This window comes from Kitasatospora sp. NPDC056181 (assembly GCF_042266225.1).
Lineage (GTDB): Bacteria > Actinomycetota > Actinomycetes > Streptomycetales > Streptomycetaceae > Kitasatospora.
Genome location: NZ_JBHJUK010000135.1, coordinates 1 through 24443, shown reverse-complemented (window position 1 = coordinate 24443; position 24443 = coordinate 1). Strand labels below are relative to the sequence as shown.

Sequence of the window (24443 nt, the reverse complement as noted above, 5' to 3'; positions counted from 1 at the left end):
TGCCCCCCCCCCCCTCTTTCGTACCCCCCACACCAATTTTCGCCCCCCCCACCACCTATATCTACCCCCCCCCCCCTTTTTCCCCCCCCCCGGGCGGCGCCCCCCCCGGTAGGGGGGGGGCCCCCGCGCCGTTGGCGGGCCGCGTACCGCTTGCGGGCCGGGCACCCGGGCGGACGCTCAGGAGACGAGGGTCTGCTCGTCCAGCTCCGTCAGCCGCACGGTGCACAGGCCGCTGCGCTCGGTCTTCACGTCCGTCACCTTCAGCTGCGTGCCCGGCAGGAGGATGAACTCCTCCTCGCCGGTGAAGGCCGAGAAGCTGCGGATGCCCACGGCGCGGGCGGGTTGCACCTCGAAGAGCGTCCGCCTGCCGCGGCTGCCGAGGAACCCCCGCGCCACACCGGGCTCGGACGTGCACGAGGAGACGCCCCACCACGTCACGGTCCGCCCCAGCGGGTACTGGGCGCGCAGGTCCAGCGACACCCCGCGCCACAACGGCTCGGTGCGCACCGGCAGTTGGGACACCGCCGAGAACAGCAGCCGCAGGTACGGGAGGTACGGGACGAGCCTGGCCCGGTCCGGGGAGCGCAGCACGGCGTTGATCTCCCGGTAGAACGCGGACTCGCAGGTGTACAGGTGGAGGGCGGCGATCGCGTCGGCGGAGAGGCCGCCGGACGCCCCGTCCACCCGTGTCCGGCCGAACTCGTGGGACTGCCCGACGTGCCGGTCCAGCCCGGCGAGCAGCCCGGCGACCGGGGCGACGGCCTCGCGGAAGTCCATCAGCGGGGTGTCGAACACCCCGGTGATCTCCGGGAGGACGAGCCCCTCGTCCTTGACGCTCGCGAGCCGTTCCAGGTAGAGCTGGTGCAGCTCCATGGTGGAGGCGATGAAGGCGCCCATGCGTTCGGCGGTGCCGCCGTCAGCCCCGCCGGCCTCCGCGGCGCGCTCGTTCCAGCCCTTGCTCGGGAGCCAGTCGATCTCGTCGGCGCCCTGGGAGGCGAGGGCCGCGTTCACGGTGGCGAAGTGGTCGTCGTCGCAGAAGATGTCGCCCTGCGCGGCGGGGTTGGCGTGGTCGATGTGCCGGACGTCGACGTCGGGGTACTTCTCCTGGAGCCGGAGGACGACCTTCTTCAGGTTGCGCGCGTGGGCCCCCCACCACGCGAAGACGACGCCGCGGTCCTCCTCGTCGGCGTCCTGCTTGGCCCTGAGGATCTCCTCGACGATCCGCTCGGCGACGGGCCGCCAGAAGACGGCGTGCCGGTCGGTCCCCCGCGCCTCGTCGGTGCCGGCGGTGAGCGAGGCGTTCAGCAGCAGGACGCCCTGCGTCAGCATCGCCTGGAACCACTCCGGCGGCTGGACGGTGTCCTCCTTCTTCAACAGCGCGCGTATGTCGGCGATCGGGGTCTTCTTGGGGATGCCGTACTTCCACATCGCCGCCGCCTTGATGATGCAGCGGATGCTGACGACCCTGCCGAACTGGCTGTCCTTCCAGTCGTGGAAGGTGTTGTCGAACATCGCGATGCCGGTGGCGCTCTCCGGCCTCGGGTACGGGTTCTGGCCGAAGACCACGACCTTCCACTTGTGCGGCGCGTGGGGCTTGAGCGCCTGGAAGGTCAGTTCGCGGACGGGGACGACCTGCTGGCCGCGGCCCGGGCCGATGAACGCGGCCGCGTCCGGCTGCGCCTCGATGACCGGCTTCAGCAGCGGGAGCCAGGGTTCGCCGCCGCCCGCGAAGAGCTCCGCGAGGGCCAGCGGGTCGGCCGGGTCGGGCGTGGCGGGGGCGTTGGCATCGCTCATGGCGGAGGACTCCGAACTGTCGGACGGTGCTGCGGGAAGGGGGACGACCGGCGCGTCGGCCGGTCTCCCCGTGACGGTTCCGGACACTACGTCAGGCCACCGACAGCCTCCGCCGATGCGGGGATCCGGGCTCTGCGCCGGCCGGCCGGGGGGAGCGCCCCGACCGGCGGGAACCCGGCGACGAGTGTCGGTGTCAGTGGGGCCCGCTAGCTTCGTGACCGGTAGAAGGACCGTGCCTCGAACGGGGAGTGAAGCATGAGCGTGAACCGCGTACAGCCGCCGCTGAAGGTCGTACTGAGCGACGTCAGTGCGACGGTGGTGGAGGCGTGGCGGGCGGCGTTCGCCGACAACCCCGAGATCGCGATCCACCAGGGCTCGATCCTCGACCAGCAGGTCGACGCCTGGGTCAGCCCGACCAACTCCCGGGGGCGGATGGACGGCGGGGTGGACGCGGTCGTCAAGCGGCACCTCGGGGCGGGCATCCAGCTGCGCGTCCAGCGGGCGATCCGCGCCGGGTTCGGGGGGCGCCTCCCGGTGGGGAGCGCGGTCTGCGTGCCGTCCGGGGCGGCCAACCCGCGGTTCCTGATCTCGGCGCCGACGATGGAGGAGTCCTCGCAGAACGTCAGCGAGACCCTGAACGTCGCCCTCGCGTGCGCCGCCGCGTTCCAGGCGGTCCACCGGCAGAACGCGCAGGCGCCCGGCAGCATCGGCTCGGTGGCGCTGGTCGGCATGGGCGCGCGGACCGGCCGGGTGCCGGCGCGGGTGTGCGCCAACCTGATGTGGTCGGGCTACACGCTCTTCAACGACCACTGCTTCGAGGACTACGACGACCTGCGCAGCACGATCGTCGCGCAGCTGGACGACATCGAGAACGCGCCCGTCGAGAAGCCGGTGCGCATAGCGCCGCCGGCGCGCCGCACCGCCCGGCGCTGAGTCCGGCGGCCGGCCCGGGGGTCAGGCCCCCGCACGGGTCCGGGCCGGCCCCGTGCGGGGGCCGGCCCGGACGCCGCGGTCAGGAGAGGTCGAACCGGTCGAGGTTCATCACCTTGTCCCAGGCCGCGACGAAGTCCGTGACGAACTTCTCCTTCGCGTCGTCGCTCGCGTAGACCTCGGACACCGCGCGCAGTTCGGAGTTCGACCCGAAGATCAGGTCGACGCGGCTGCCGGTCCACCGGAGCTCGCCGGTGGCGGCGTCGCGGCCCTCGAACGTGGCGGCGTCCTCCGTCGCCGGCGTCCAGGTCGTGCCCAGGTCGAGCAGGTTGACGAAGAAGTCGTTGGTCAGGGAGCCGGGGGTCGCGGTGAAGACGCCGAGCGGCGTCTGACCGTGGTTGGCGCCCAGGACGCGCAGGCCGCCGACGAGGACGGCCAGTTCGGGCGTGCTCAGGGTCAGCAGGTTGGCGCGATCGATCAGCCGGTACTCGGCCGGCAGCCGGTCGCCCTTGGCGATGTAGTTGCGGAACCCGTCGGAGCCGGGCTCCAGCGCGGCGAAGGACTCGACGTCCGTCTGCTCCTGCGACGCGTCCGCGCGGCCCGGCGTGAACGGGACCTCGATGTCGAAGCCGGCGTTCCCGGCCGCCTGCTCGACGCCCGCGGCGCCCGCGAGCACCACCAGGTCGGCGAACGAGATCTGCTTCCCCCCGGTCAGCTCCGCGTTGAAGGACGTCCGGACGCCGTCCAGGGTGCGCAGCACCGTCGCCAGCCGGTCGGGGTCGTTGACCTCCCAACCGCTCTGCGGCTGGAGGCGGATGCGTCCGCCGTTGGCACCGCCGCGCTTGTCGCTGCCGCGGAAGGAGGAGGCGGCCGCCCACGCGGTGGACACCAGCTCGGAGACCGACAGGCCGGAGCCGGCGACGCGGGCCTTGAGGGCGGCGACGTCCGCGGCGTCGACCAGCGGGTGGGTCACCGCCGGCAGCGGGTCCTGCCAGAGCAGCTGCTCGGTCGGGACCTCCGGGCCGAGGTACCGCGCGACCGGGCCCATGTCACGGTGGGTCAGCTTGAACCACGCCCGGGCGAAGGCGTCCTTCAGCTGGTCGGGGTTGGCGAGGAAGCGGCGCGAGATCGGCTCGTAGACGGGGTCGAGGCGCAGCGAGAGGTCGGTCGTGAGCATCGTCGGGGCGTGGCTCGTCGACAGGTCGTGGGCGTCGGGCACGGTGCCGGCCCCGGCGCCGTCCTTCGGCTTCCACTGGTAGGCGCCGGCGGGGCTCTTGGTCAGCTCCCACTCGTAGCCGAACAGGGTCTCGAAGAAGCTGTTGTCCCAGCTCACCGGGGTGGCCGTCCAGGCGCCCTCCAGGCCGCTGGTGATCGTGTCGCCGCCCTTGCCGGTGCGGAAGGTGCTCTTCCAGCCGAGGCCCTGCTGCTCGATCGGGGCGGCCTCCGGATCGGGGCCGACGTTGTCCGCCGGTCCGGCCCCGTGGGTCTTGCCAAAGGTGTGGCCGCCGGCGATCAGGGCGACCGTCTCCTCGTCGTTCATCGCCATCCGGCGGAAGGTCTCCCGGATGTCGCGGGCCGCGGCGATCGGGTCCGGGGTGCCGTTCGGGCCCTCCGGGTTGACGTAGATCAGGCCCATCTGGACCGCGCCGAGGGGGTTCTCCAGCTCGCGGTCGCCGGTGTAGCGCTCGTCGCCGAGCCAGGTGGTTTCGGGGCCCCAGTAGGTGTCCTCCTCCGGCTCCCAGGTGTCCTCGCGGCCGCCGCCGAACCCGAAGGTGCTGAACCCCATCGACTCCAGGGCGACGTTGCCGGCCAGGATCATCAGGTCGGCCCAGGAGAGGCTGCGGCCGTACTTCTTCTTCACCGGCCAGAGCACGCGGCGGGCCTTGTCGAGGCTGACGTTGTCCGGCCAGCTGTTGATCGGGGCGAAGCGCTGCTGGCCGTCGCCGGCACCGCCGCGGCCGTCGCTGATCCGGTAGGTGCCCGCGCTGTGCCACGCCATCCGGATGATCAGCGGGCCGTAGTGGCCGTAGTCGGCCGGCCACCAGTCGTGCGAGGTGGTGAGCGCCTCCGCGATGTCCCGCTTGACGGCCGGCAGGTCGAGGGCGAGGAACGCCTTGGGATAGTCGAACGACCCGCCGAGCGGGTTGGCCACGGCGGGGTTCTTGGCGAGCACCTTCAGGTTGAGCCGCTCCGGCCACCACTGGCTGTTCCCGCCGCCCTGGGTCGGGTGCAGGGCCCGCCCGTGCGGGACCGGGCAGCCGCTCGCCTCCTCGGTCTTCGCATCTACGACGATTGCATCGTGGTTCTCAGACATGGGAATCCTTCCGTACAAGGCGGATCACGGTGTTCAGGAACTCGAGCGGTGGAACATTCGGGGTGCCGGCCCCTGTCGTCCCCTGCCGTACTGGGGTCTTTCTGCCCCCAGGCTATCCCCGGAACCGGTCCCACGATGGACGGATTGCAGGTCGGGAAGCGTGTCAGCCTCTATCCGATCGGAAATCGGATATCCATTTGATGCGCTTCCGGTTTCCCGTCGGACTGAATTGGTGAACCGATATGGGCGGCCTCGCGGGGCGGCCGCGAGGCGCGCCGCCCCGCCCGGTCACGAGGACGTCGTGGCGCCCGGGCGGGTGGTGTGGCGGGCGCGGGAGCGACCGTTGTCGGCGCTGAGATCGGTCAGGGCCTCGGTGAGGATCTCGCGGGCCTCGTCGGCGCGGCCCTGCTCGATCAGGGCGGTGCCCAGCTCGGTGAGCGTCTTGGTCATGGAGTCGGGCCGGCCGACCGCCTCGAAGTGGTCCAGGGCCTGCCGGTAGGCCTTCTCGGCGGCGGGCCAGCGCTTCAACGCCGCGCGGTCGAGTCCGAGCTCGTGGGCCGCGAAGGCGGCCATGAGGTGCGGCAGCGGCGAGGACCAGAGCTCCACCAGTTCCAGGGCCCCGGCCAGCGCCAGCCGGCGGTGCTCCACCGCCTCCTCGACCCGGCCGGACTCGCGCAGGCAGTTGGCCGCGCCGCGCAGGGTGACCAGCCGGCCCAGCAGGGCGGACCGGCTGGACACCGTGGCGAACACCTCGCCGGCCTGGTGGTAGGTGTCGATGGCTTCCTGCTGCCGGACCAGGAACCGCAGTGATCCGGCGAGGTAGATCAGCGCCCAGCCCTCCTGCTCCCGGTCGCCGATCTGCCGAGCCGACTCCAGGGCCTCGCCCGCGAGTTCGGCACCGCGCCGGTACTGGTGGAGACAGGTGAAGTAGGTCCAGGCGAGGTAGTTCAGGTGGACGGTCTCGGCGAGGCGGTCGCCGCAGGCCCGGGCCGCGTCGACGGAGAGCTGGAAGACCTCGGCCCAGATGTCCCAGCTGATGAGCCGGTCCGAGAACCAGTGCATCGCCTCGGCGGTGTCGATGACCTCGCGGTGCCGGCCGGCGGCGAAGGCCTGCCGCATGGCGGCCAGCCACTCCGGGCCCTCCTCCTCCAGCCAGCGCGCGGCCTCGCGCAGCGCCCCCGGGGCGACGGCCGATCCCGGTGCGGCGCCGAAGCCGCTGCCGGGGTCCTGGCGGAGCTCCTCTCCGGGGCCGGCCCCGCGGGCCTCGGAGCCGGAGCCCGAGCCGAAGCCCGAGCCCGAGTCGGAGCCGGAGCCGGAGCCGGAGTCGGAGTCGGGTCCGCCCTCGACGTCCGGGTCGAAGAGCCGGCCGGCCTCGGTGGCGCGGCGCAGCAACCAGTCCCCCGCCCGCGCGCGGACGGCGTCGAGGCCCTCCGGGGTCTCCTCGGTGGCGAGCAGCTCGCCCGCGTAGAGCCGGACCAGGTCGTGCAGCCGGTAGCGCTCCGGGGTCGACAGCTGGACCAGCCCGGCGTCGGTGAGCTGCTCCAGGTGCCGCTCGGTCCGCGGGACGGACAGGCCCGCGTAGGCCGCGACCACGGCGGCGGAGACGTCGTACCCGGCGGTGAGGGCGCAGCGGCGCAGCACCAGCCTGGTCTCGGCGGGCAGCTTGCGGTAGGAGAGGGCGAAGGCCGGCCGGACCGCCAGGTCGCCGGTCGCCAGCACGTCCAACCGGTCTTCCTCGGCGGCGAGTTGGCGCACGAGGTGGCCCACGGTCTGCTGCGGGCGGGCTACCAGGCGCTGGCCGGCGATCCGCAGGGCGAGCGGCAGGTAGCCGCAGAGGCCGGCGAGCTCGGCGGTGGCCTCGGGCTCGGCGGCGATCCGCTCGGGGCCGGCGATGCGGCCCAGCAGGAGCGCGGCCTCGGCGGGCGTGAGGGCGTCGAGCCGCAGGCGGTGGACGGATTCGAGCCCGGGCAGGGTGTGCCGGCTGGTGACGATGGTCAGGGCCGGGCCGGTACCGGGCAGCAGCGGCCGGACCTGGCCCTCGTCGGCGGCGTTGTCCAGGACGAGGACGAGCCGCCGCTCGCGGACCAGGGCGCGGTAGAGGCCGGCCCGCTCCTCCGTGCCGGCGGGCACCGTACCGTCCGCCACGCCGAGGGCGCGCAGGATCTGGCCGAGGGCTTCGCGGGCGGTGACGGGCTCGGGGGCCATGCCGCGCAGGTCGAGGGAGAGCTGCCCGTCCGGGAAGAGATGGGCCAGGGTGTGGGCCGTGTGCAGGGCGAAGGCGGTCTTGCCGAGACCGGGCTGACCACTGATCAGGACGACTCCGGGGTGGACGTGTTGGCCCTCCCCGGCCCCCTCGCCTTCGCGGGCGGGTGCGCCCTCGCGGGCCGGTACGCCCTCGCGGGCCGGTACGCCGTCGCCGGCCAGGGTCCCGATCAGGGCGAGGGCGTCATCGCGGGCGGTGAAGTCGGCGATGTCGCGGGGCAGGGCCAGGGCGTACGTCCCGGCGTCGCCGCCCCCCGCGGCGGCGGCCACCGCGGGGGTTGCGGGCGCGGCGGGGGTTGCGGGCGCGGCGGGGGTTGCGGGCGCGGCGGGGGTTGCGGGCGCGGCAGGTGCTGCGGGCGCGGCGACGGCCGGGGCACCGACGGCGCGGGTTCCCCGGGGGCGGCCGGCCCGGGCGGCCTCTTCGAGCGTGGCGGCCCGGCCCGGGTCGAGCCGCAGGGCGACGGCCAGCGCCTGCACCGTCCGGCGCTGGGGGCCCCTGGTGCGGCCTCGTTCCATGTCCCCGACGGCGCGCAGGCTGATCCCGCTCGCCGCGGCGAGCTCCTCCTGCGTCAGCCCCGCCCCCACCCGGTACCGGGCGAGCAGGCGGCAGAACTCACCGGCCTCGTCGGTGTCCGCCCCCGTGCCGTCCGTGTCAACCATGTTCCGCCCCGCTACTGCCACTACTTCTGCCCCCACTCGTGCCGAATCGGCCGTGTGAGGCAGAAGTATGCCCCGTCCGCCCCGGTCCACCGCCATCGGCCCAGGTCAGAGCGGTCGGGCCCACCCGGGCGAGACGGCCGGCCGGGGTCTCGGGACGGCAGTTCCACCGCGTGGATCTGCCGGTAGTTCTGCCTGTGGAGGCGGTTCGGGGCGCACCCTGCGGGGCCACCCGCCGGCCCCGCCCCTGGGCACGTACCCGGGGAGGAGGCCGGCGGGTGACCGAGGCGACGGAGCGGTGCTCGCGCGGGCCGCCCTGCGGGGCGCGCCGGAGGGCCCGTACGGACCGGACGCAACGTCAGGAACCGTCCCCGGAGGGCGTGTACGGGCGCGTACGGGCGCTGACGGAGCCGCCGGGCACGACGGCCGCACGGGCGGCTCCGGGCGCGGCGAGGAGCGGCCCGGAGCGGCGGTCCGTCCTGCGCGGCCCGGTCAGTGCTGCGCAGCGGGGTCCTTGGTCGCCGGAGAGGTCCGTCGTACGCGGCCCGGTCAGTGGTCACCGGCGAGGAGCGCCTCGGCCTGGCGCCGGACCGCCGCCGCCTCGGCGGTGCGGCCGACCGTCTGGAGGAGGTCGGCGAGCAGGGCGTGGGAGCGGTGCTCCAGCGCGGCGTCGCCGACCGTGCGCCCGAGTGCGACGGCCAGCTGGGCCGAGGCCAGGGCGAGGCCAGGGCGGCCGAGCGCGTCCAGGGCGCGGGCCCTGGTCTGGGTGGCCAGCACCACGTCCGCGCCGCCGGGGCGGGCGGTCGCGGCCTGGAGTGCCTCGTCGGCGTGGGCCAGCGCCGGGCCGGGTGCGCCCGCCAGCACCAGGGCGTCGGCGAGCCCGGTGAGCGCCCCGGCCAGCAGGTGGCAGCTGCCCGGCGTCCGGGCGTCGGCCACCAGGGCGGTCAGCAGCGGCACGGCCTGCTCGTACCGGCCGGCCCGGACGAGGGCGTCGGCGACGCGGACCCGGCAGCGGTGGCGCAGCCCCGGGTCGCCGGCCCGGTCGGCCGCGGTGACCGCCCGTTCCAGCTGCTCGGCGGCGCCGCGGAACACCCGCCGGTCGACCAGCAGGACGGCGAGGTCGGTGGAGAGCCGGGCCACGGCGGCCGGATCGGCGCAGGCGCGGGCGGCGCGCAGGCCGGCCTCGACGGTGGTCCGCCAATGGGTGCGGTCGAAGTCGGTGCGCTCGTAGAGGCGGCCGGCCCGGTGGGCGAGCCGCCAGGCCTCGGCGGTACGTCCGTGCTCCTCGGCGCAGAGCACCACCGCCCGCACGGCGCCCTCCTCCCGGTGGAACCAGTCCTCGGCGTTCCGCGCGCCGGCCGGGCCGGACGCGGCGGCCGGGGTGCTGCCGGGGGCGTCGGACGCGGTCGCCGTCAGGTAGTGGCCGATCAGCCGGTCCAGGGCGGCGAGCCGCTCGTCGCAGCCGAGGTCGGCGGCCAGCCGGGCACCGTAGCGGCGGACCAGCCCACGCCGGGCGTAGCGGCCCGGGGTGGTCTCCTCCAGCAGGTGGACCGCGTCGAGCCGGGCCAGCAGCGTCCGGGCGGCGGCCGGCGGCAGGTCGGCGAGCGCGGCGGCGGTGCCGATCCCGACCACCCGGCCGGGGTGCAGGCCGAGCAGCGTGAACAGCCGGGCCGCGGCGGGCGGCAGCGTACGGTACGTCAGATCGAGGGCGGCCGTGATGCCGAGCGGGCCGCCGGTGCCGGCGAGCGCCGCGTGCCCCGACTCGTCGTCGGAGAGCTCCGCCGCGAGGTCGCCGAGCGTCCAGCCGGGGCGGGCGGAGAGCCGGGCGGCCGCGAGGCGCAGGGCCAGCGGCAGGCGGTCGCAGCGCTCGGCGAGGTCGACGGCGGCCTGCGGCTCGGCGGCCACCCGGGCCTCGCCCAGGGTCCGGGCGAGCAGGTCGCCCGCCTCGGCGGGGGTCAGCACGTCCAGCGCGAGCGGGGTGCCGCCCTCCCGAGCCAGCAGACGGCGCAGCCGGCTGCGGCTGGTGACGACGGTGACGGGCCCGGGACGGTCGGCCGGGGAGCCGGACTCGGCCGACGGGTCCAACTCGGCCGGGGAGCCGGACTCGGCCGGCGGGTCGGGCAGGAGCGGGGCGAGTTGCTCGTACGAGCAAGCGTCGTCCAGGACGAGCAACAGCCGACGGCCCGCCAGCAGCTCCCGGTACCGGCGGGCCCGGTCGTCGAGCGCGTCGGGCAGCTCGTCCTCGGGGACGCCGAGGGCGGTCAGCAGGGCGCCGAGCACCTCGGCGGGGTCGCGGGGCCCGTCCTCGGCGAAGCCGCGCAGGTCGACGTGGAGCCGGCCGTCCGGGAAGCGCTCCGCGGACCGCTGCGCCCAGTACTGGACCAGGCCGGTCTTGCCGACCCCGGCCGGCCCGGTGACCAGGACCGGCCGGCCCGCGGGGCGGGCGGAGACCGCCGCGTCCAGCCGGTCGAGCTCGGCCGTGCGGCCGACGAAGCGCCGGTCGGCGGGCGGCGGCCAGGCCGGTGGCGGCCCCGCGGGCGCCGGGGGTCCGGGCCGGCCCGCCGGGCTCACGGGCCCCGCGTCGGCCGCCGGCCGACGGCCGAGCCGCGCGCCGGCCCGGCGCCGTTCGGGGCCGGGGGCGCCGGGCAGCGCGGACACCGCCCGGTCGTACCGGGCCGACGCCTCGTCGTACCGGCCCGCCTGGTCGAGGCAGACGATCAGCCGGGCGGCCAGGGTCTGCCGGGAGGGGTGGGCCGCCGCGGCCTCGGTGAGTTCCGCGACGAGCTCGCCGCCCCGGCCCGCCCGGCAGAGGCCGTCCGCCAGCCGGTCGAGAGCGCGCAGCCGCAGGTCGGCCAGGTGCGGGGCGGTCCGCTCCCGGAGCAGGGCGGAGCCGCAGTCGGTGAGCGCATCGCCGCGCCAGAGGGCGAGGGCGGTGCGCAGGAGCGGGAGCGCCGGGTCGTCGGGGTGCGCGCCGGGGCCGGCGGGGTCGGTGTGACCGCTGTGGCCGGTGTGGCCGGGCAGTTGCAGGCCGGCCCGGTCGCAGAGCTGCTGGAAGCGCAGGGCGTCGACCCGTTCGGGGTCGCCGGTGAGGACGTAGCCGGTGCCGCGGGTGCCGAGGGTGAGGGTGTCGTCGTCGAGGACCCGGCGCAGCGCGGCGACGTGTCCCTGGAGGGCGGCGCGGGCGGTGGGCGGCGCGGTGCCGTCCCAGACCAGTTCGATCAGTTCGTCGGTGGCCACGAGCTGGTCGAAGCGGACGGCGAGCGCGCTGAGCAGTGCGCGGCGCTTGGGGGCCGAGGGCGTGACCGCCGTCCCGTCCTCGCGCCGGACGGCGACCGGTCCGAGCAGGTCGATCCGCATGCGGCTGCTTCCCCCTCCCGCTCCGGGCGGGCGATCCGCCGGGCGGCATCTCTCCGAGCCGCCGGGAGCGGCTCGGTTCGCCTGTTGGTTTCGTCTGACGGCCCGTCTGCCGGTCCGATCGGGACGGGCGCCGCGGCCGGTCCCGTCGGCCGGACGGCCACGAGGTGCCGTCCGAGGTCGTCCGGTGTGTCCGGTGTGTCCGGTGCATCCAGTGCATCCGGTGCGTCCGGCCCGTCCGAAGGATAGGCCCGAGCCGGCCACCGGCACGCGCCGGGTCCACCGCTCCCCGGGCCGCGCCCCTCGCCGTTCCCCTCGTCCGCTCCCTCCGGCCGCTCCTTCCGGCCACTGCCCCGGGACCGCTCCCCCGGGGCCCGCCGTCGCGGTCCGTCCCGGCCCGGCCCTCCGACGACACCTGGTGGCACTACACTGCACCACCCGGGAGAAGCCCGGGCCTGGTCTGGACGGTCGGAAAGTGGGGGTACGGGTGCGGATTCGGCTCCTCGGTCCGGTGGAACTGCGGACCGGAGCGGCCGACTTCACGGCACTGCCGGGGGCGCAGCGCCGGGCCGTCCTGGCACTGCTGGCCCTGCGGCTGGGGCGGGTGGTCACGGTCGACGCCTTCTGTGAACTGCTCTGGGGCGAGTGGCCGCCGGCCAGTGCCCGGGCGGCGCTCCAGGGGCACGTCGCCGCCCTGCGCAAGGCGCTCGCCGCGACCCCGTTCGTGCTGCACACCCGGGCGCCCGGCTACCTGCTAACCGGGCCGTCCGACGAGGTGGACGCGCTGCGGTTCGAGGCGCTGGCCGGCCGGGCCGCCGGGCACGCCGGCCGCCACGACGGCTGCGCGGGCGCGGCCGGCTGCGCGGACCCCGACGGCTGCGCCGGCTGCGCGGCGGACGGCGCGGCTGTCGCCGTGCTGGAGGAGGCGTTGCGGCTGTGGCGCGGTGGTGCGCTGGCCGACCTGCCCGACACCGCGCCGCGCCGCGCCCTGGTGGAGCAGCTGGACCAGGTCCGCACCCGGGTGCTGATCGCCTGGGCCGGGCTGCGCCTGCGGCAGGGAAGCGGTGCGGCGGCCGTGCCGCTGCTGGAGCAGAGCGTCCGGGCCGACGGGCTGCGCGAGGAGGTGGTCGCGCTGCTGGTCCGCTGCCTGCACCAGGGCGGGCGGCAGGCGGACGCGCTCGCCGCGTACCACCGGGCCCGCACGCGGCTCGACGGCGAACTCGGCATCCGGCCCGGACCGGCCCTCCAGGCGGCGTTCGCCGAGGTGCTGGCCGGGGGCGGGGGTGCGCCGCCGGCTCCCCGCCGGTCCCGTCCGGCCGGGCCGGCTCCGACCACGCCGGGCCCCGGCCGGCCGGCGCCGCAGGCCCATCCGGTGCCGGACCAACTTCCGCGCCGCCCGGTGGACTTCGTCGGCCGGGAGACCGAACTCCAGTGGCTCGACCGGCTGACCGGTCCGGACCGGGCCGACGACGGACCGGCCCTGGTGGTCGGACCGGCCGGGGTCGGGAAGAGCGCCACCGTCCTGACCTGGGCGCACCGGGCGGCCGGGCGGTTCCCGGACGGCCGGCTCTTCGCCGACCTGCGCGGCTTCGACCCGGACGGCCCGGCGGACCCGGCCGAGGTGCTGGGCCGGTTCCTGCTCGCACTGGGGGTGCCCGCCTCCGAGATCCCGCCCGACGGGGCCGGCCGGGCCGCCCGCTACCGCGACCGGACCCACGGGCGCCGGCTGCTGGTGGTCCTGGACAACGCCCTCGACGCCGAGCAGGTCGGCGACCTGCTGCCCGGCGGGGCGGGCTGCGCCGTCGTGGTCACCAGCCGGGGCTCACTGGAGGGGCTGCTGGTCGCCGAGGGGGCCGCCCTGCTGCGCCTGGCCCCGCTGGGCGAGGCCGACGCCCTGCGGTTGCTGGAGCGCGGCCTGACGCCCGCGCGGGTGCGGGCCGAGCCGGCGGCCGCCGCGCTCCTGGCCGGACTCTGCGACCGGCTGCCGCTGGCACTGCGGATCGCGGTCGCCCGGCTGGCCGCCCGGCCGGAGTGGACGATCGCCGAGCTGGCCGACGAACTCGCCGACGAACGCACCCGCCTGGGCGCACTGGAGGCCGACGGGGTGGCCGGCGTCTGCGAAGCGCTGGAACTGACGTACCGTCACCTCTCGCTCGACGCCACGCTGTTGTTCACCCTCCTGGCGGCCCATCCGGGCCGGGAGGTGGACACCACGGCGAGCGCGGCACTGCTCGGCGCGGATCCGGCGCACGCCCGCGACACGCTGGGCGAACTCGTCGCGCACCACGTGCTCGCCGAGACCGCCCCCGGGCGGTACGGCCGGCCCGGTCTGGTCCGCCTGTTCGGCGTCCAACTGCTCACCGAGACCCCCGAGGGGTTCCGGCGCATCGGCACCGAGCGGCTGCTGGACTACTACCTGGAGGCCGCCCACCACTGCGGCGAGCAGCTGGAACCGGGCCAGGACCGCTACGGCGAGCCCGTCCACCCGCCGGCCGCGCTGCCGACGGCGGCCGGCACCCGCGGCGCGCTCGACTGGTTCGCGGCCGAGGAGCCGGCGATCCGCGCCCTGGTCACCGCCACCGCCTCCACCGACCCCGGGCGGTCCTGGCGGCTGGCCGCGGCCGCCTGCCCGCTCTACTACGGATCCAGCCGCTTCACCGACTGGCTGGACTGCCTGCGCGCGGGCGAGCAGGCCGCCCGGGCCTGCGGGGACCGGGTCGGCCTCGCCCTGCTGCACGGCGCCGTGGCCAACGCCCTGCTCGGACTGGAGCGCCGCCAGGAGGCGGTCGAGGTCGCCCGCAGGGCGGTGGAGGACACCACGCCCGCCGACGGCGCCGCACACCTGCGGGCGCTCGCCACCCTGGCGCTGGCCTCCGCGCTGACGGGCGACCCCGGTGAGGCCACCCGGCTGGCCGCCACGGCGGCCGCGCTCGCCGGCGAGGGCGGCGACCCGCGGCACCTCTCCTACGCCCTCGGCTACCAGGCCGGGGTGAGCCTGCTGGCCGGCGACGGTGCGGGGGCACTGCGCCAGGCCCGCGAGGCCAGGGCCCTGCTGCCCGGCCGTCCGGCCTCCAGCATCCAGCTCTGGTCGATGCTGACGGAGGCGCAGGCGTTGCAGGCGCTCGGCCGGTACGAGGCCGGCGAGCTGGCCTGGCACCGGGTGCTGGCCACCTGCGAGGAGGCGGGGCTGCTGCACCTCCAGGCGCTCGCCGAGCAGTACTACGCCGCCTTCCTGGTGGACCGGGGCCGCGAGCCCGAGGCGGTCGGGCGGATGCGCTCGGCTCTCGGCCGCCTCCGCTCGTGCGGCCATCTGGCCGGCGCGACCAGCGAACGGGCCGCCGCCATCGAGGAGGCGTTGAACGCGCGGGCCGGACGGATGCCCTGAGGAGCGGTCAGGTGACGCCGTCCGTCACGCACCCACCCCGGGTCGGACCGTCGCCGCCGGCGCGGTGCGGGTCTCCGTCGGGCCGTAGCCGTGTTCGGCCGCCAGGACCGGGCGCAGTGCGCGGATCGCGTAGAAGTTGCGGGACTTGACCGTGCCGGGCGGCACCCCGAGCCGGGTCGCGGCGTCCGCCACCGACCGGTCGTTCAGGTGCAGCTCGACCAGTACGGCGCGGTGGTGGTCCTGGAGGCGTCGCAGCGCCGCGTCGACGTCCCGGGCGACGACCACCTGGTCGTACGGGTCGTCGGCGACCGGGCGGTCCGTCGACTCCTCGCCGAGCACCTCGCGGACGCGGGCGGCGGCCATCCGGTAGTGGTCGATGGCGATCCGGCGGGCGACCGTGAACAGCCAGGGGCGGCTCTGCTCCGGCCCGGCCGCCAGCGCCTCGGGGTGCTGCCAGGCGCGCAGCAGCGTCTCCTGGAGGATGTCCTCGGCCTTGCCGCGGTCGCCGCCGGTCGCCCGCAGCAGCGCGCGCATCAGGTAGCCGCCGTGCAGCCGGTGGATCTCGGCGACGGTGTCCGGGTCGAGGGTCGGCCGGGCCCTGCGCGCCGCGGCGGCGGCCGCGGCCTTGGCGGCCTTGACGTCGGCGGTGGCGGTGCCGGCGGTCGCAGCGGTGGCGGTCACGGCGGTGGGCGGCTCGCCGGTCCCGGGGGCGGCCGCCTCGGGGGCGACGGACCGCGACCGGGGACCGGGCTGCGACGGAATGGTCGGACGTGCCGGGTCGGCCAGGCGGGGCGGGTTGGCCGGATGTGACGAGGTGGCCGGATATGACGGGGTGATGGGCGGCATGGGGAAGCGCTACCTCTCGGGTCGGGCAAGGGCAGGGCAGGGACCGACCGGATTCCCCCCGGCGGCCGGACAACAGGCTGCCGGGGGCCGCCAAGAGTGCACCAACATTCCGCCAACGCGTGAGCCGCGCCCGCTCACCCCCCGTTGAGCGCGCCGACCAACTCCTCGACCCCGTCCTCGCCGCGGTGCTCGATCAGCACCGCCACCCACCCGGCCAGCCGTTCCCGCTCGGCCTCCGACCAGGCCGGCGCGGACGGGTGCTCGTCGACGACCAGCGCCGTCGCGAGCCGCAGCAACGCGGGCGCGGGCGCCGGGCCCGGCCGCCCCTGCGGCCGGGCGCCCAGGGCGAGCCGCCGGGCGGCGGCGATCACCTCGTCCGCCGGCGCCGCGGGGACCGCCAGCGCGGGCGGACCGGGCAGGACCTCGGCCCCCTCGCGCACCAGCGCCGCAATGAACTCCCCTGGTCTCCGTCCGTCCGGCTCCATCGTTCTCCCTCCCCCGCCCCGAACCGGGACGCACGCCGACACTCCTCGGTGGCGCCGGCCGCAGGCCGGGCACCCCCCGAGGAGACGGTATCGAGTGGCCGCCGGATCCAGCAGCGGATTTCCGGCGGCCGTCCGCACGGCCGCCGGCCTCGGCGGCGGCCGGCGGTCCCGCAGCGGCCGGACGGACGATGGCTTCCCCCCGCCGCCCGTCCCGACCGCTGCCCAGGCCCGCCCTAGAACGTCGTCCAGTCGTCGTTGTCGGGCGTGTTGAGGGTCTTGATGCGCTCGCCGCCGGGGAGGTCGAAGGTGTCGGTGCCGATCTTGAACTTGCTCCCATCGGCCTTGCGGCCGTAGATCACGACCGTCTCACTACCCCGGCCGCTCAACGACACGCCGACGCAGCGCCCGGACTCGGCGACCGCCGTGGACATGTTGCCCCGCTTCGGGAACACCGCGTAGGAGGCGTAGTTGCCGTACGAGCACAGCACGAAGTTCTTCCCGGCGGGGATGTTCGGCTGCTTCGGCTCCGTCGGATCCAGGTCCCCGGCGTGCGCGGACGTGGCGCCGGTGAGACCGATCAGACCGGTGGCCATGAGCAGCCCGACCGTACGGACGGCGTGGGTCGTGGTGGTACGCATCTGGTCCTCCAAGCGCTACGGGAGCGCAGCGTGCGCCCGATCCGCTCAACGGGCCCGCCTCCAGGAGCGGTTCACCCGGCCGGGTCGGGGACCTCCGGTGTTCGTCCCCGGCCGGGTGAACGGCGCCCGCGGCCCGGGCCGTAGTTCCGGTCGGACGGCCCGCGCGGCGGCGGTGGTAGGGGGGCGCCGCGTACCGGGACACGGAGGGGCCGACGTGGCGACAGGAGACGAACGCGTGGCGGCCGACGAGAGCAGCACGGCGGTGCTGGTGCAGCGACTGGCCGAGGGCCCCGGCTGGGACCTCGCCCCCGACTACACCCCCACCCCCTGGCCGGCGCCCTCCCCCGGGGCGGCCGGGTCGAGGCAGTGGGCCGAACCCCCGGGCCACGACGACGGCGGTGCGGGGAACGACCCGGCGGGCCCGGGGGACGCGGGTGACGCGGGCGGCGCGGGCCGCGCGGGCGGCGCGGGTGACGCGGGCCGCGCGGGCGGCGAAGGCGGCCGGGGCGGCGAAGGCGGCCATGGCGGCGAAGGCGGCCATGGCGGCGAAGGCGGCAAGGGCGGCCATGGCGGCCAGGACCCCGGAGGGACGGCCGGCGGGGCCGTACGGCTGCCGCAGTGGTGGCAGCCGCTGGACGCCCTGGGAACCGTGCTGGTGCCCCCGGAGGCTCGGCCGGGTGCGGCAGGGCCCGCCCCGGCCCTCCCCGCGGCCTGCGCCCCGGCGGGACGGTTCTCCGGCCCTCCGACCCAGGTCCCGGCCCCGGCCCCGAGCCCGAGCCCGACCCCGACTCAGGAACCGGCCCCAACCCCGGCCCAGGTCCCGCCCCAGGTGAACACCCCGGTCCCGGCCCCGGTGGTCCCGGCCACCTACGCCGCCCCGGCCCCCGCCCCGTACGTCATGCCCGCTCCCGCTACTGCCCTTGCACCCCCCACCCCCGTGCCGCCCACCCCCGTGCCGCCCGTCGGCGCACCCGCCGCCGCACCCCCGCCGGCCTCCCCGCTTGACCACGCGCCCGCCCCGGCCGGGTCCGAGGGGGGCCGGCCGGCGGCCGACGCGCCGTCGCGCGGCCGGCGCGGCCTGGGGCTGACCTTCGGCCAGGGTGAGCGGGAACGCCAGCGGATGGTGGCCGCCATCCGTACCCCGCTGCGCAGTTCGTTCCGGATCGCGGTGATCGGCCTCAAGGGAGGCGTGGGCAGGACGTCGGCCACCCTCGCCCTCGGCTCCGTCCTCGCCGAGACCCGCACCGACAAGGTCATCGCCGTCGACGCCGACCCGGACGCGGGCACCCTCGGCCGCCGGGTCCGCCGGGAGACCGCCGCGACCGTGCGCGACGTGCTGGCGGCAGCACCCTCGATCACCGGCTACATGGACATCCGGCGCTTCACCTCGCAGGCCCCGAGCGGACTGGAGGTCCTCGCCGGCGACCCCGGCCGGGCGGCCTCCGGCGGGTTCGACGGGGAGGACTACCGACGGCTGATCGGCGTGCTCAGCAACCAGTTCCCAGTCGTCCTCAGCGACACCGGGACGGGCCTCCTGCACGGCTCCATGCGCGGTGTGCTGGACCTCGCCGACCAGCTCGTGATCGCCGCCACCGCCAGCGTGGACGGCGCGAACAGCGCGAGCAGCACCCTGGAGTGGCTGTACGCCCACGGCTACGGCGCGCTGGCGCGGCGCAGCGTGCTGCTGGTCTCCACCGTCCAGGGCGGCGGCCGGCTGATCCGGGCGGAGGACCTGACGGCCCACTTCGAGAGCCGCTGCCGGGGTGTGGTGGTGGTGCCGTTCGACGAACACCTCGCCGTGGGAGGGGAGTTCGACCTGGCGAAGCTGCGCCCGAAGACCCGTCGGGCGTTCTTCCAGCTCACCGCCGCGGTCGCGGCGGGGATGACCCCGGAGGCGTAGGGAGCAGGCCGCCCGGCCGGGCCGGAGTCGTCACGCCGACGGCCCGGCCCGGCCCTGCGTCTTGCCGACGGCCCGGCCCGGCCCTACGCCTGCCAGCGCCCGGGCCGCCAGTCCCGGCGCCTGCCGGAGGAGAAGACGTACCCGACGGCGCCCACCACCGCGACCCCGGCCAGCGTGGCGCCCGCCACCACGGCGGCCTGCCCGCCGGCCGGTGCGGGGGCGGGCGGCGGGACCGTCGCCACGGCCGCACGGGGCCCGGCAGCCGGTACGGCGGCGGCCCCGCCGGGGGCGCCCGCCTCGCCGGGGAGCACCGCGCCGACGGCGGCCGGCGGGTCCACCGTCCCGTAGCCGAGGCGGGCGTCCGGCAGGGCGGTGCCCGGGTGGTAGGCGGTGACCTTCAGCCGGTCGAGGAGTTGGGCACGGGTCAGGTCGGGCCGGTAGCCGAGGACCAGGGCCGCGGTGCCGGCCACCATGGCGGTGGCGAAGCTCGGTCCCGACCCCGTGAAGTAGCCCTTCCCGCCCGGGCCGACGCTCATCAGCGCGTCCCCGGGGGCGACCAGGTCGACCCGTCCGGCCGGGCCCGCGACATCCGCCGTCCCGCCTCCGGAACCGGCCACGGAACCGCCGGACCCAGCGCCGCCGCCCCCGGAACCGCCGTCGGGCGGGCTCCCGTTGGGCCCCTGGTCGGAGACGGCCAGGACCTCGGGGTAGGCCGCCGGATAGGCCACACCGCCGGACCCGGCGCCGCCGTTCGCGTCCGGTCCGGCCGGGGCGACCACCAGCGCACCCCGGTCACCCGCGTACCGCACCGCGTCCGCCAGGTCGTCGCCGCCGACGGGGACGGGCACCGCCACCGCGATCACCCGGGCACCGCCCTCGGCGGCGTGCCGGATTCCCTTGGCCAGCAGCCCGGTGGTGGTGTTCCCGACCTCGTCGGTGACGGCCACCGAGAGGATCCGCGCCTCGGGGGCGATCCCCGCGAAGCCGACGCCCTCCTGCCGCCGGGCGGCGATCAGCCCGGCGAGGAAGGTCCCGTGGCCGACGCAGTCCCGCCCCGCGTCCCCGGGACCGTACTCGCGCGGGCCGAGCGTCAGCCTGCCCGCCAGCACGCCGGACGCGGCGTCGACGCCGGACCCGACCACCGCGACGGTCACCCCGGCACCGCGGCTGAGCTGCCAGGCCCCCTCGGGGCGGAGGAAGGTCTGCGCCCACGGGGTCCGTTCGGTGCCCTTGTCGGAGGGGGTCAGACAGGCCCCCTGCCGCAGGGTGTTGCTGATCTGCGTCACCGCGGGGAGCGAGGCCGGATCGGCGCCCCCGCCCGCCGGGGCACCCGCCGAACCGCCGGCCGACGGCACCACCGGCACCGCCGGGACCGCAGGCACCGCCGAACCCTGCTTCCCGGGAACGGCGGGCGGCACCACGGGAACGGACGCGCCCGGCGGCGCCGGCGAGGCGGCCACCGCACCGGTGGCAGGCGCCAGCAGGGCGCAGCAGCAGAGCACCGCCGCGGCAGCCCCCCGACGGGCCCCCGCGCCGGCGCCGGCCCGCGCCCTCACACCGCGCTCCCCTGCCGCAGCCCCGGGATGTCCTGGGGCAGCAGCAGGCTGAGCTCGGACAGGTCGCCGATGTCGAGCCGGGCCAGCCGTCCGGCCTGCCGGGTCACCATCGCCTCCAGCGTCTGGCGGGCGAACCGGCCGTTGCCGAAGTTCCGGTCGCGGGGCACGGCCGCGCAGAGTTCGCCGAGCGCGGCCAGCGTCTCGGGGGTGCAGACGTAGCCGGACTCCTCCGCCTGGAGCCGGACGATGGTGACCAGTTCCTCGGCGGTGTAGTGGTCGAACGCGATCTGCTGGGAGAAGCGGGAGGCCAGGCCGGGGTTGGAGCTCAGGAAGCCCTGCATCTCCTCCTGGTAGCCGGCCACGATCACCACGACCTCGTCGCGGTGGTCCTCCATCAGCTTCATCAGGGTGTCCACCGCCTCCTGGCCGAAGTCGTTGCCGCCGCCGCCCCGCGGGGTGAGCGTGTACGCCTCGTCGATGAAGAGCACACCGCCCCGGGCGCGGTCGAAGGCCTCCTTGGTGAGCTGGGCGGTGTGGCCGATGTAGCGGCCGACCAGGTCGGCCCGGGCCGTCTCGATCAGCTGGCCGCCCGGCAGCACCCCCAGCTCGGCCAGGATGGCGCCGTAGAGGCGGGCGACCGTGGTCTTGCCGGTACCGGGCGGCCCCGCGAAGACCAGGTGGTGGCTGATCCGGGCGGTGGGCAGGCCGGCCTCCTCGCGGCGGCGGGCCTGCGTGATCAGGTTGACCAGGTCCTCGACCTGCTCCTTGGCGGCCGACAGGCCGACCATCGCGCGCAGTTGGTCGAGCAGTTCGGTGCGCCCGCTGTCGGCGCCCTGCCCGGCCTTCCGGACGGCGGCGGCGGCCTGTTCGCCGATGTCCTCGGGGATGAGCAGCGCCAGGTCGGCGTCGGCGACCTCGGCCAGGACGGCCAGCCGGGAGGCCTGGCGGTCCACCATCTCCTCGAACACCTTGCGGGCCGCGCGGCCGTTGCCGAAGTCCGCGCCCTTGGGCATCCGCTCGAAGTGCACGAGCAGGGCCTCCCGGGTGTCGTCGGCCAGTTCGTAGCCGTGCCCGGCGGCCGCGCGCTCGACGATGGTGACCAGCTCGTCGGAGGAGTAGTTGCGGAAGTCCACGGTGCGGCTGAACCGCGAGGCCAGGCCGGGGTTGGAGCCGAGGAAGTCACGCATCTCGTCGGAGTACCCGGCGACGATCACCACGACGTCGTCGCGGTGGTCCTCCATCAGCTTGACCAGGGTGTCGATGGCCTCCCGGCCGAAGTCCGGGCCGGTGCCGCCGCCCGACCCGGCGGAGAGCGTGTACGCCTCGTCGAGGAACAGCACCCCGCCCAGGGCCGACTGGAAGACCTCGGTGGTCTTGATCGCGGTGCCGCCGATGATCGACGCGACCAGGTCGGCCCGGGCCACCTCGGTCAGGTGGCCGCTGCGCAGGACGCCCAGTTCGGCCAGGATGGCGCCGTAGAGGCGGGCGACCGTGGTCTTGCCGGTACCGGGCGGCCCCGCGAAGATCAGGTGGCGGCCCATCGGCAGGGCCGGCATCCCGGCCAGTTCACGGCGCTTGGCCAGCTTGTTGAGGTTGACCAGGGTCGCCACCTGCTCCTTGACACCCTCCAGCCCGACCAGCGCCTCCAACGCCGCCTGCGGGCCGTCCGGGTCGGCCGGGGACGCCTCGGCGGGCCGGGGCGCCGCCGGCTCCGCGCCGCCGCCCGGCTCCACCGCCGGCTCCCCGGCGGGCGCGGGCGCCCGGCCGGTGTCAGCGGCAGCAGTGCCGTGCGCGTCGGCCCGCGCGTTCTCCCGGCTGGTCAGGTTCTCCACCGAGAGGCGGCTGCTGGGCCTGGTCTGGCGCAGTCCCGAGCCGCGGTTGCCGGTGACCGTGCAGTCGGTGAGCCGGATCGGCTCGTCCGACTCCGCCCGCACGCCGTCCACCGTGTTGTCGAGCAGTTCGCAGCCGTTCAGGGCGGCCCTGCTGCCGGCCGCCAGCAGGACGCCGTGCCGACGGTTGCCGTGCACCCGCGACCTGGCCATGGTCAGCTCGCCGCCGTCCTCGACCGACACCCCGTCGGTGCCGGAGTCGGCGATGTCGCAGTCGCGCAGCGAGGCGATGCCCTCCGCGCCGACCTCGACACCGGCCGAACCGGCGCCGCGCACGGTCGTGTTGCCCACCTGGGTGTTGCCGCCGTCGGCGATCCGCAGTCCGGCCCGGCCGGCCGAGGCCAGCGTGCAGGACTCCAGCCGCCCGCGCCCCTCCCGCAGCACCTCGACACCGTGACCGCGCACCTCGGCGACGTCCAGGCGGCGCAGCAGCGGATTGGCGCCGTCACGGATGCTCACCCCGGCGCCGGCCGCGTCCCGGATCTCCAGCCGGTCGAACTCGGGGGCGCTCTCGCCGGTCAGCTCCACCCCGGTCGCGCCGCCGTCGCGCACGGACGTCCGGTTCATGGACGGGCCGGAGGAGTCCTCGACCAGGATTCCGGCCGCCTCCGCGCCGGTCACCTCGCACTCCTCGAAGGTGCCCCGGGACCGGCCGGTCACGTGGATGCCGTGGCCCTTGGTGCGCGCCGTCCGGCAGCGCCGGACCAGCGGATCGGTGCCGCCGGCCAGCACCACGCCGTGGCTGCGGGTGGCACTGACGGTGCAGTCCTCCAGCACCACGCGGGCGGCCGAGCTGAGGTAGACGCCGACCGAGGTGTCCCGGACGACGGTCCGCAGCACCCGGGTGGAGCTGTTCTCCTCCAGTGCGATGCCCGGCTTGTCGGTGGCGGAGATCTCGCAGTCCTCGATCGAGCCTCGGCCCTCGCCGTTGGCGCAGACGCCGTTGCCCCGGGCGTCGCGCATCACGCAGCCCCGGATCACCGGGTTGGCGCGTTCGCCGATCACCACGGCGGAGCTGCCGAGGTGCTCGATCACGCAGTCCTCGATGACGCTCGTCCCGGTGGACGTCTCCACGATGCCCGCCCCGGCCGGGTTGACGACCCGGCAGCCGCGCATCGCCAGCGAGCCCTGCTGGCGGGTGAGCACGGCCGTCCACGAGTTGCCCGCCACCTCGCAGTCCTCCAGCGCGGCCTGCCCGCGGGGGACGTCGACGGTGGGCAGCTCCTCGTCCCGGCCCTGGAGGACGAGCCCGGTCAGCTGGACGGCCTCCGCCACCACCTGCACCACCGCCCCGCGCCGGGGTGAGATCCGCACGCTCCCGCGGGCGTCCTCGGCGGTGATGGTCACCATCTTGGTGATCACCAGGTTCTCCTCGTAGCGGCCGGCGCGGACGCTGATCACCGCACCGCTGCGCGCCGCCTCCAGCGCCTCGCCGATCGTGCGGTAGCCGCCGTCGCGCCGCTCCGCACAGACCGTCAGCACATGGCGCGTCATGGTGCGTTCTCCTCTGTCGTTCGTGGCTGTCGTGCCGTCGTGCTGTCGTGCCCTCGTGCTGTGGTGCTGTGGTGCTGTCGTGCCCTCGTGCTGTGGTGCTGTGGTGCCGTCGTCAGGTGGTGCAGGTGCAGGTGTGCCGTCGTGCCCGGTCGGTGCCGGTTCGTGCCCGGTACGGTCACCCGGTGCAGTTCGCCTTGATGGCGGAGGCCGCGTGGTGGGCGTAGGCCTTGGCGCCCCAGTCCTCGCCCCGGGTGTGCAGCATCACGGCGATCTTGCCGTCACTGAGCGGGAACGTCCCCACCGGGACCCACTGGCCGCGGTGGCCCACCTGGTTGACCTCGAAGGAGCCGACGGTCCCGGCGCCGGGGTCGGACTTGCTCTGCACCGTGTAGTACGTCGGGGCGCCGCCGACCGCCTTGATGTCACCGTTGTTGGGCACGTAGACGGAGAGGGCGCACTTGCCGCTGGTCACCGGGCCGGTGTTGAACGTGTACACCACCGAGTTGCCGTCGTCCGTGTTCGCCGAGCCCTGCATCGGCACCGAGGTGAACTTGCCGTTGCAGCCGTCCCCCGCGTAGCCGCCGGAGTTGGTCAGCCAGCCCTTCTGCCCGTCGTCGAACCAGCCGTACTGCTTGACGGTCGTCCCGGTGACGGCGCAGAAGGGGCCCGTCACGGCGGTGTAGGTCGGCGGGGCGGGCTTCGAGGCCACAGGGGGCGCGGGGGGCGCGGACTGCCCCGGAGGCTGGACCGGGGGCTGCCCCGCCGCCGGGGGCTGCTGCCCCTGGGCCGGCGGTTGCGGCTGGGTCTGCGGGGCGGGCGCGCCGGCTCCGGTCCCGGTCCCGCCGCCGCCCTGGCCGGTCGGCGCCGCACCGGCGGACTTGCCGGCGGTGGGCTTGGCGGAGGACGCCGGGGCGCCGGGCGCGACGGACTGCCCGGCGG

At 76.1% G+C, this 24443-nt stretch carries 12 protein-coding genes and 1 pseudogene; 3 read left to right on the top strand and 10 right to left on the bottom strand.

All coding sequences use genetic code 11. The annotated features are described in order from the left end of the window. Positions 1-177: 177 nt before the first annotated feature. Positions 178-1794, bottom strand: a complete 1617-nt coding sequence (locus ACFC1F_RS34615; protein ID WP_209413941.1) for an ADP-ribosyltransferase domain-containing protein — start codon at positions 1792-1794, stop codon at positions 178-180. Positions 1795-2049: 255 nt separating this feature from the next. Here ACFC1F_RS34615 and ACFC1F_RS34610 point away from each other — a divergent pair, with 255 nt between their 5' ends. After that, on the top strand, positions 2050-2727 hold the full coding sequence (locus tag ACFC1F_RS34610) for a macro domain-containing protein (RefSeq protein ID WP_376164397.1): 678 nt from the start codon (positions 2050-2052) through the stop codon (positions 2725-2727). A gap of 79 nt (positions 2728-2806) precedes the next feature. On the opposite strand, the gene katG is transcribed toward ACFC1F_RS34610, so the two are convergent. The 3 genes from katG to ACFC1F_RS34595 all read right to left on the bottom strand — a co-directional run bounded on the left by katG (position 2807) and on the right by ACFC1F_RS34595 (position 11314). After that, positions 2807-5038, bottom strand: a complete 2232-nt coding sequence (gene katG / locus ACFC1F_RS34605; RefSeq protein WP_376164395.1) for a catalase/peroxidase HPI — start codon at positions 5036-5038, stop codon at positions 2807-2809. A gap of 288 nt (positions 5039-5326) precedes the next feature. Next, a complete protein-coding gene (locus ACFC1F_RS34600) occupies positions 5327-7960 on the bottom strand; it encodes a tetratricopeptide repeat protein (RefSeq protein WP_376164393.1) in 2634 nt (877 codons plus the stop codon). Positions 7961-8506: 546 nt separating this feature from the next. Then, positions 8507-11314, bottom strand: coding sequence for a BTAD domain-containing putative transcriptional regulator (locus ACFC1F_RS34595; protein WP_376164391.1), 2808 nt, complete (start codon positions 11312-11314; stop codon positions 8507-8509). A 484-nt stretch (positions 11315-11798) separates the two neighbouring features. Here ACFC1F_RS34595 and ACFC1F_RS34590 point away from each other — a divergent pair, with 484 nt between their 5' ends. Further along, on the top strand, positions 11799-14696 hold the full coding sequence (locus ACFC1F_RS34590; RefSeq protein WP_376164389.1) for a BTAD domain-containing putative transcriptional regulator: 2898 nt from the start codon (positions 11799-11801) through the stop codon (positions 14694-14696). A gap of 24 nt (positions 14697-14720) precedes the next feature. Here the strand turns inward: ACFC1F_RS34590 and ACFC1F_RS34585 are convergent, their stop codons facing one another. From ACFC1F_RS34585 to ACFC1F_RS34575, 3 genes are all read right to left on the bottom strand, one after another. Beyond that, a complete protein-coding gene (locus tag ACFC1F_RS34585; RefSeq protein WP_376164387.1) occupies positions 14721-15542 on the bottom strand; it encodes a sigma-70 family RNA polymerase sigma factor in 822 nt (273 codons plus the stop codon). A 134-nt stretch (positions 15543-15676) separates the two neighbouring features. Continuing rightward, the gene (locus ACFC1F_RS34580; RefSeq protein WP_209413947.1) at positions 15677-16027 is read right to left on the bottom strand and encodes a hypothetical protein; all 351 of its coding nucleotides are present in this window, start codon (positions 16025-16027) and stop codon (positions 15677-15679) included. 233 nt (positions 16028-16260) lie between these two features. After that, positions 16261-16665, bottom strand: coding sequence for a hypothetical protein (locus ACFC1F_RS34575; RefSeq protein WP_376164385.1), 405 nt, complete (start codon positions 16663-16665; stop codon positions 16261-16263). Between the two features lie 214 nt (positions 16666-16879). Between ACFC1F_RS34575 and ACFC1F_RS34570 the strand changes: the two genes are divergently transcribed. After that, positions 16880-18565, top strand: a complete 1686-nt coding sequence (locus ACFC1F_RS34570; protein WP_376164383.1) for a MinD/ParA family protein — start codon at positions 16880-16882, stop codon at positions 18563-18565. An 83-nt stretch (positions 18566-18648) separates the two neighbouring features. Here ACFC1F_RS34570 and ACFC1F_RS34565 read toward each other — a convergent pair whose 3' ends face one another. The 3 genes and pseudogenes from ACFC1F_RS34565 to ACFC1F_RS34555 form a co-directional block, all read right to left on the bottom strand. Continuing rightward, positions 18649-19947: a S8 family serine peptidase gene (locus ACFC1F_RS34565; RefSeq protein WP_376164381.1), complete on the bottom strand. Its 1299-nt coding sequence runs from the start codon at positions 19945-19947 to the stop codon at positions 18649-18651. 170 nt (positions 19948-20117) lie between these two features. Continuing rightward, positions 20118-23504: a right-handed parallel beta-helix repeat-containing protein gene (locus ACFC1F_RS34560; RefSeq protein WP_376164379.1), complete on the bottom strand. Its 3387-nt coding sequence runs from the start codon at positions 23502-23504 to the stop codon at positions 20118-20120. Between the two features lie 175 nt (positions 23505-23679). Then, positions 23680-24443, bottom strand: a pseudogene (locus tag ACFC1F_RS34555) (hypothetical protein); the annotation flags it as partial.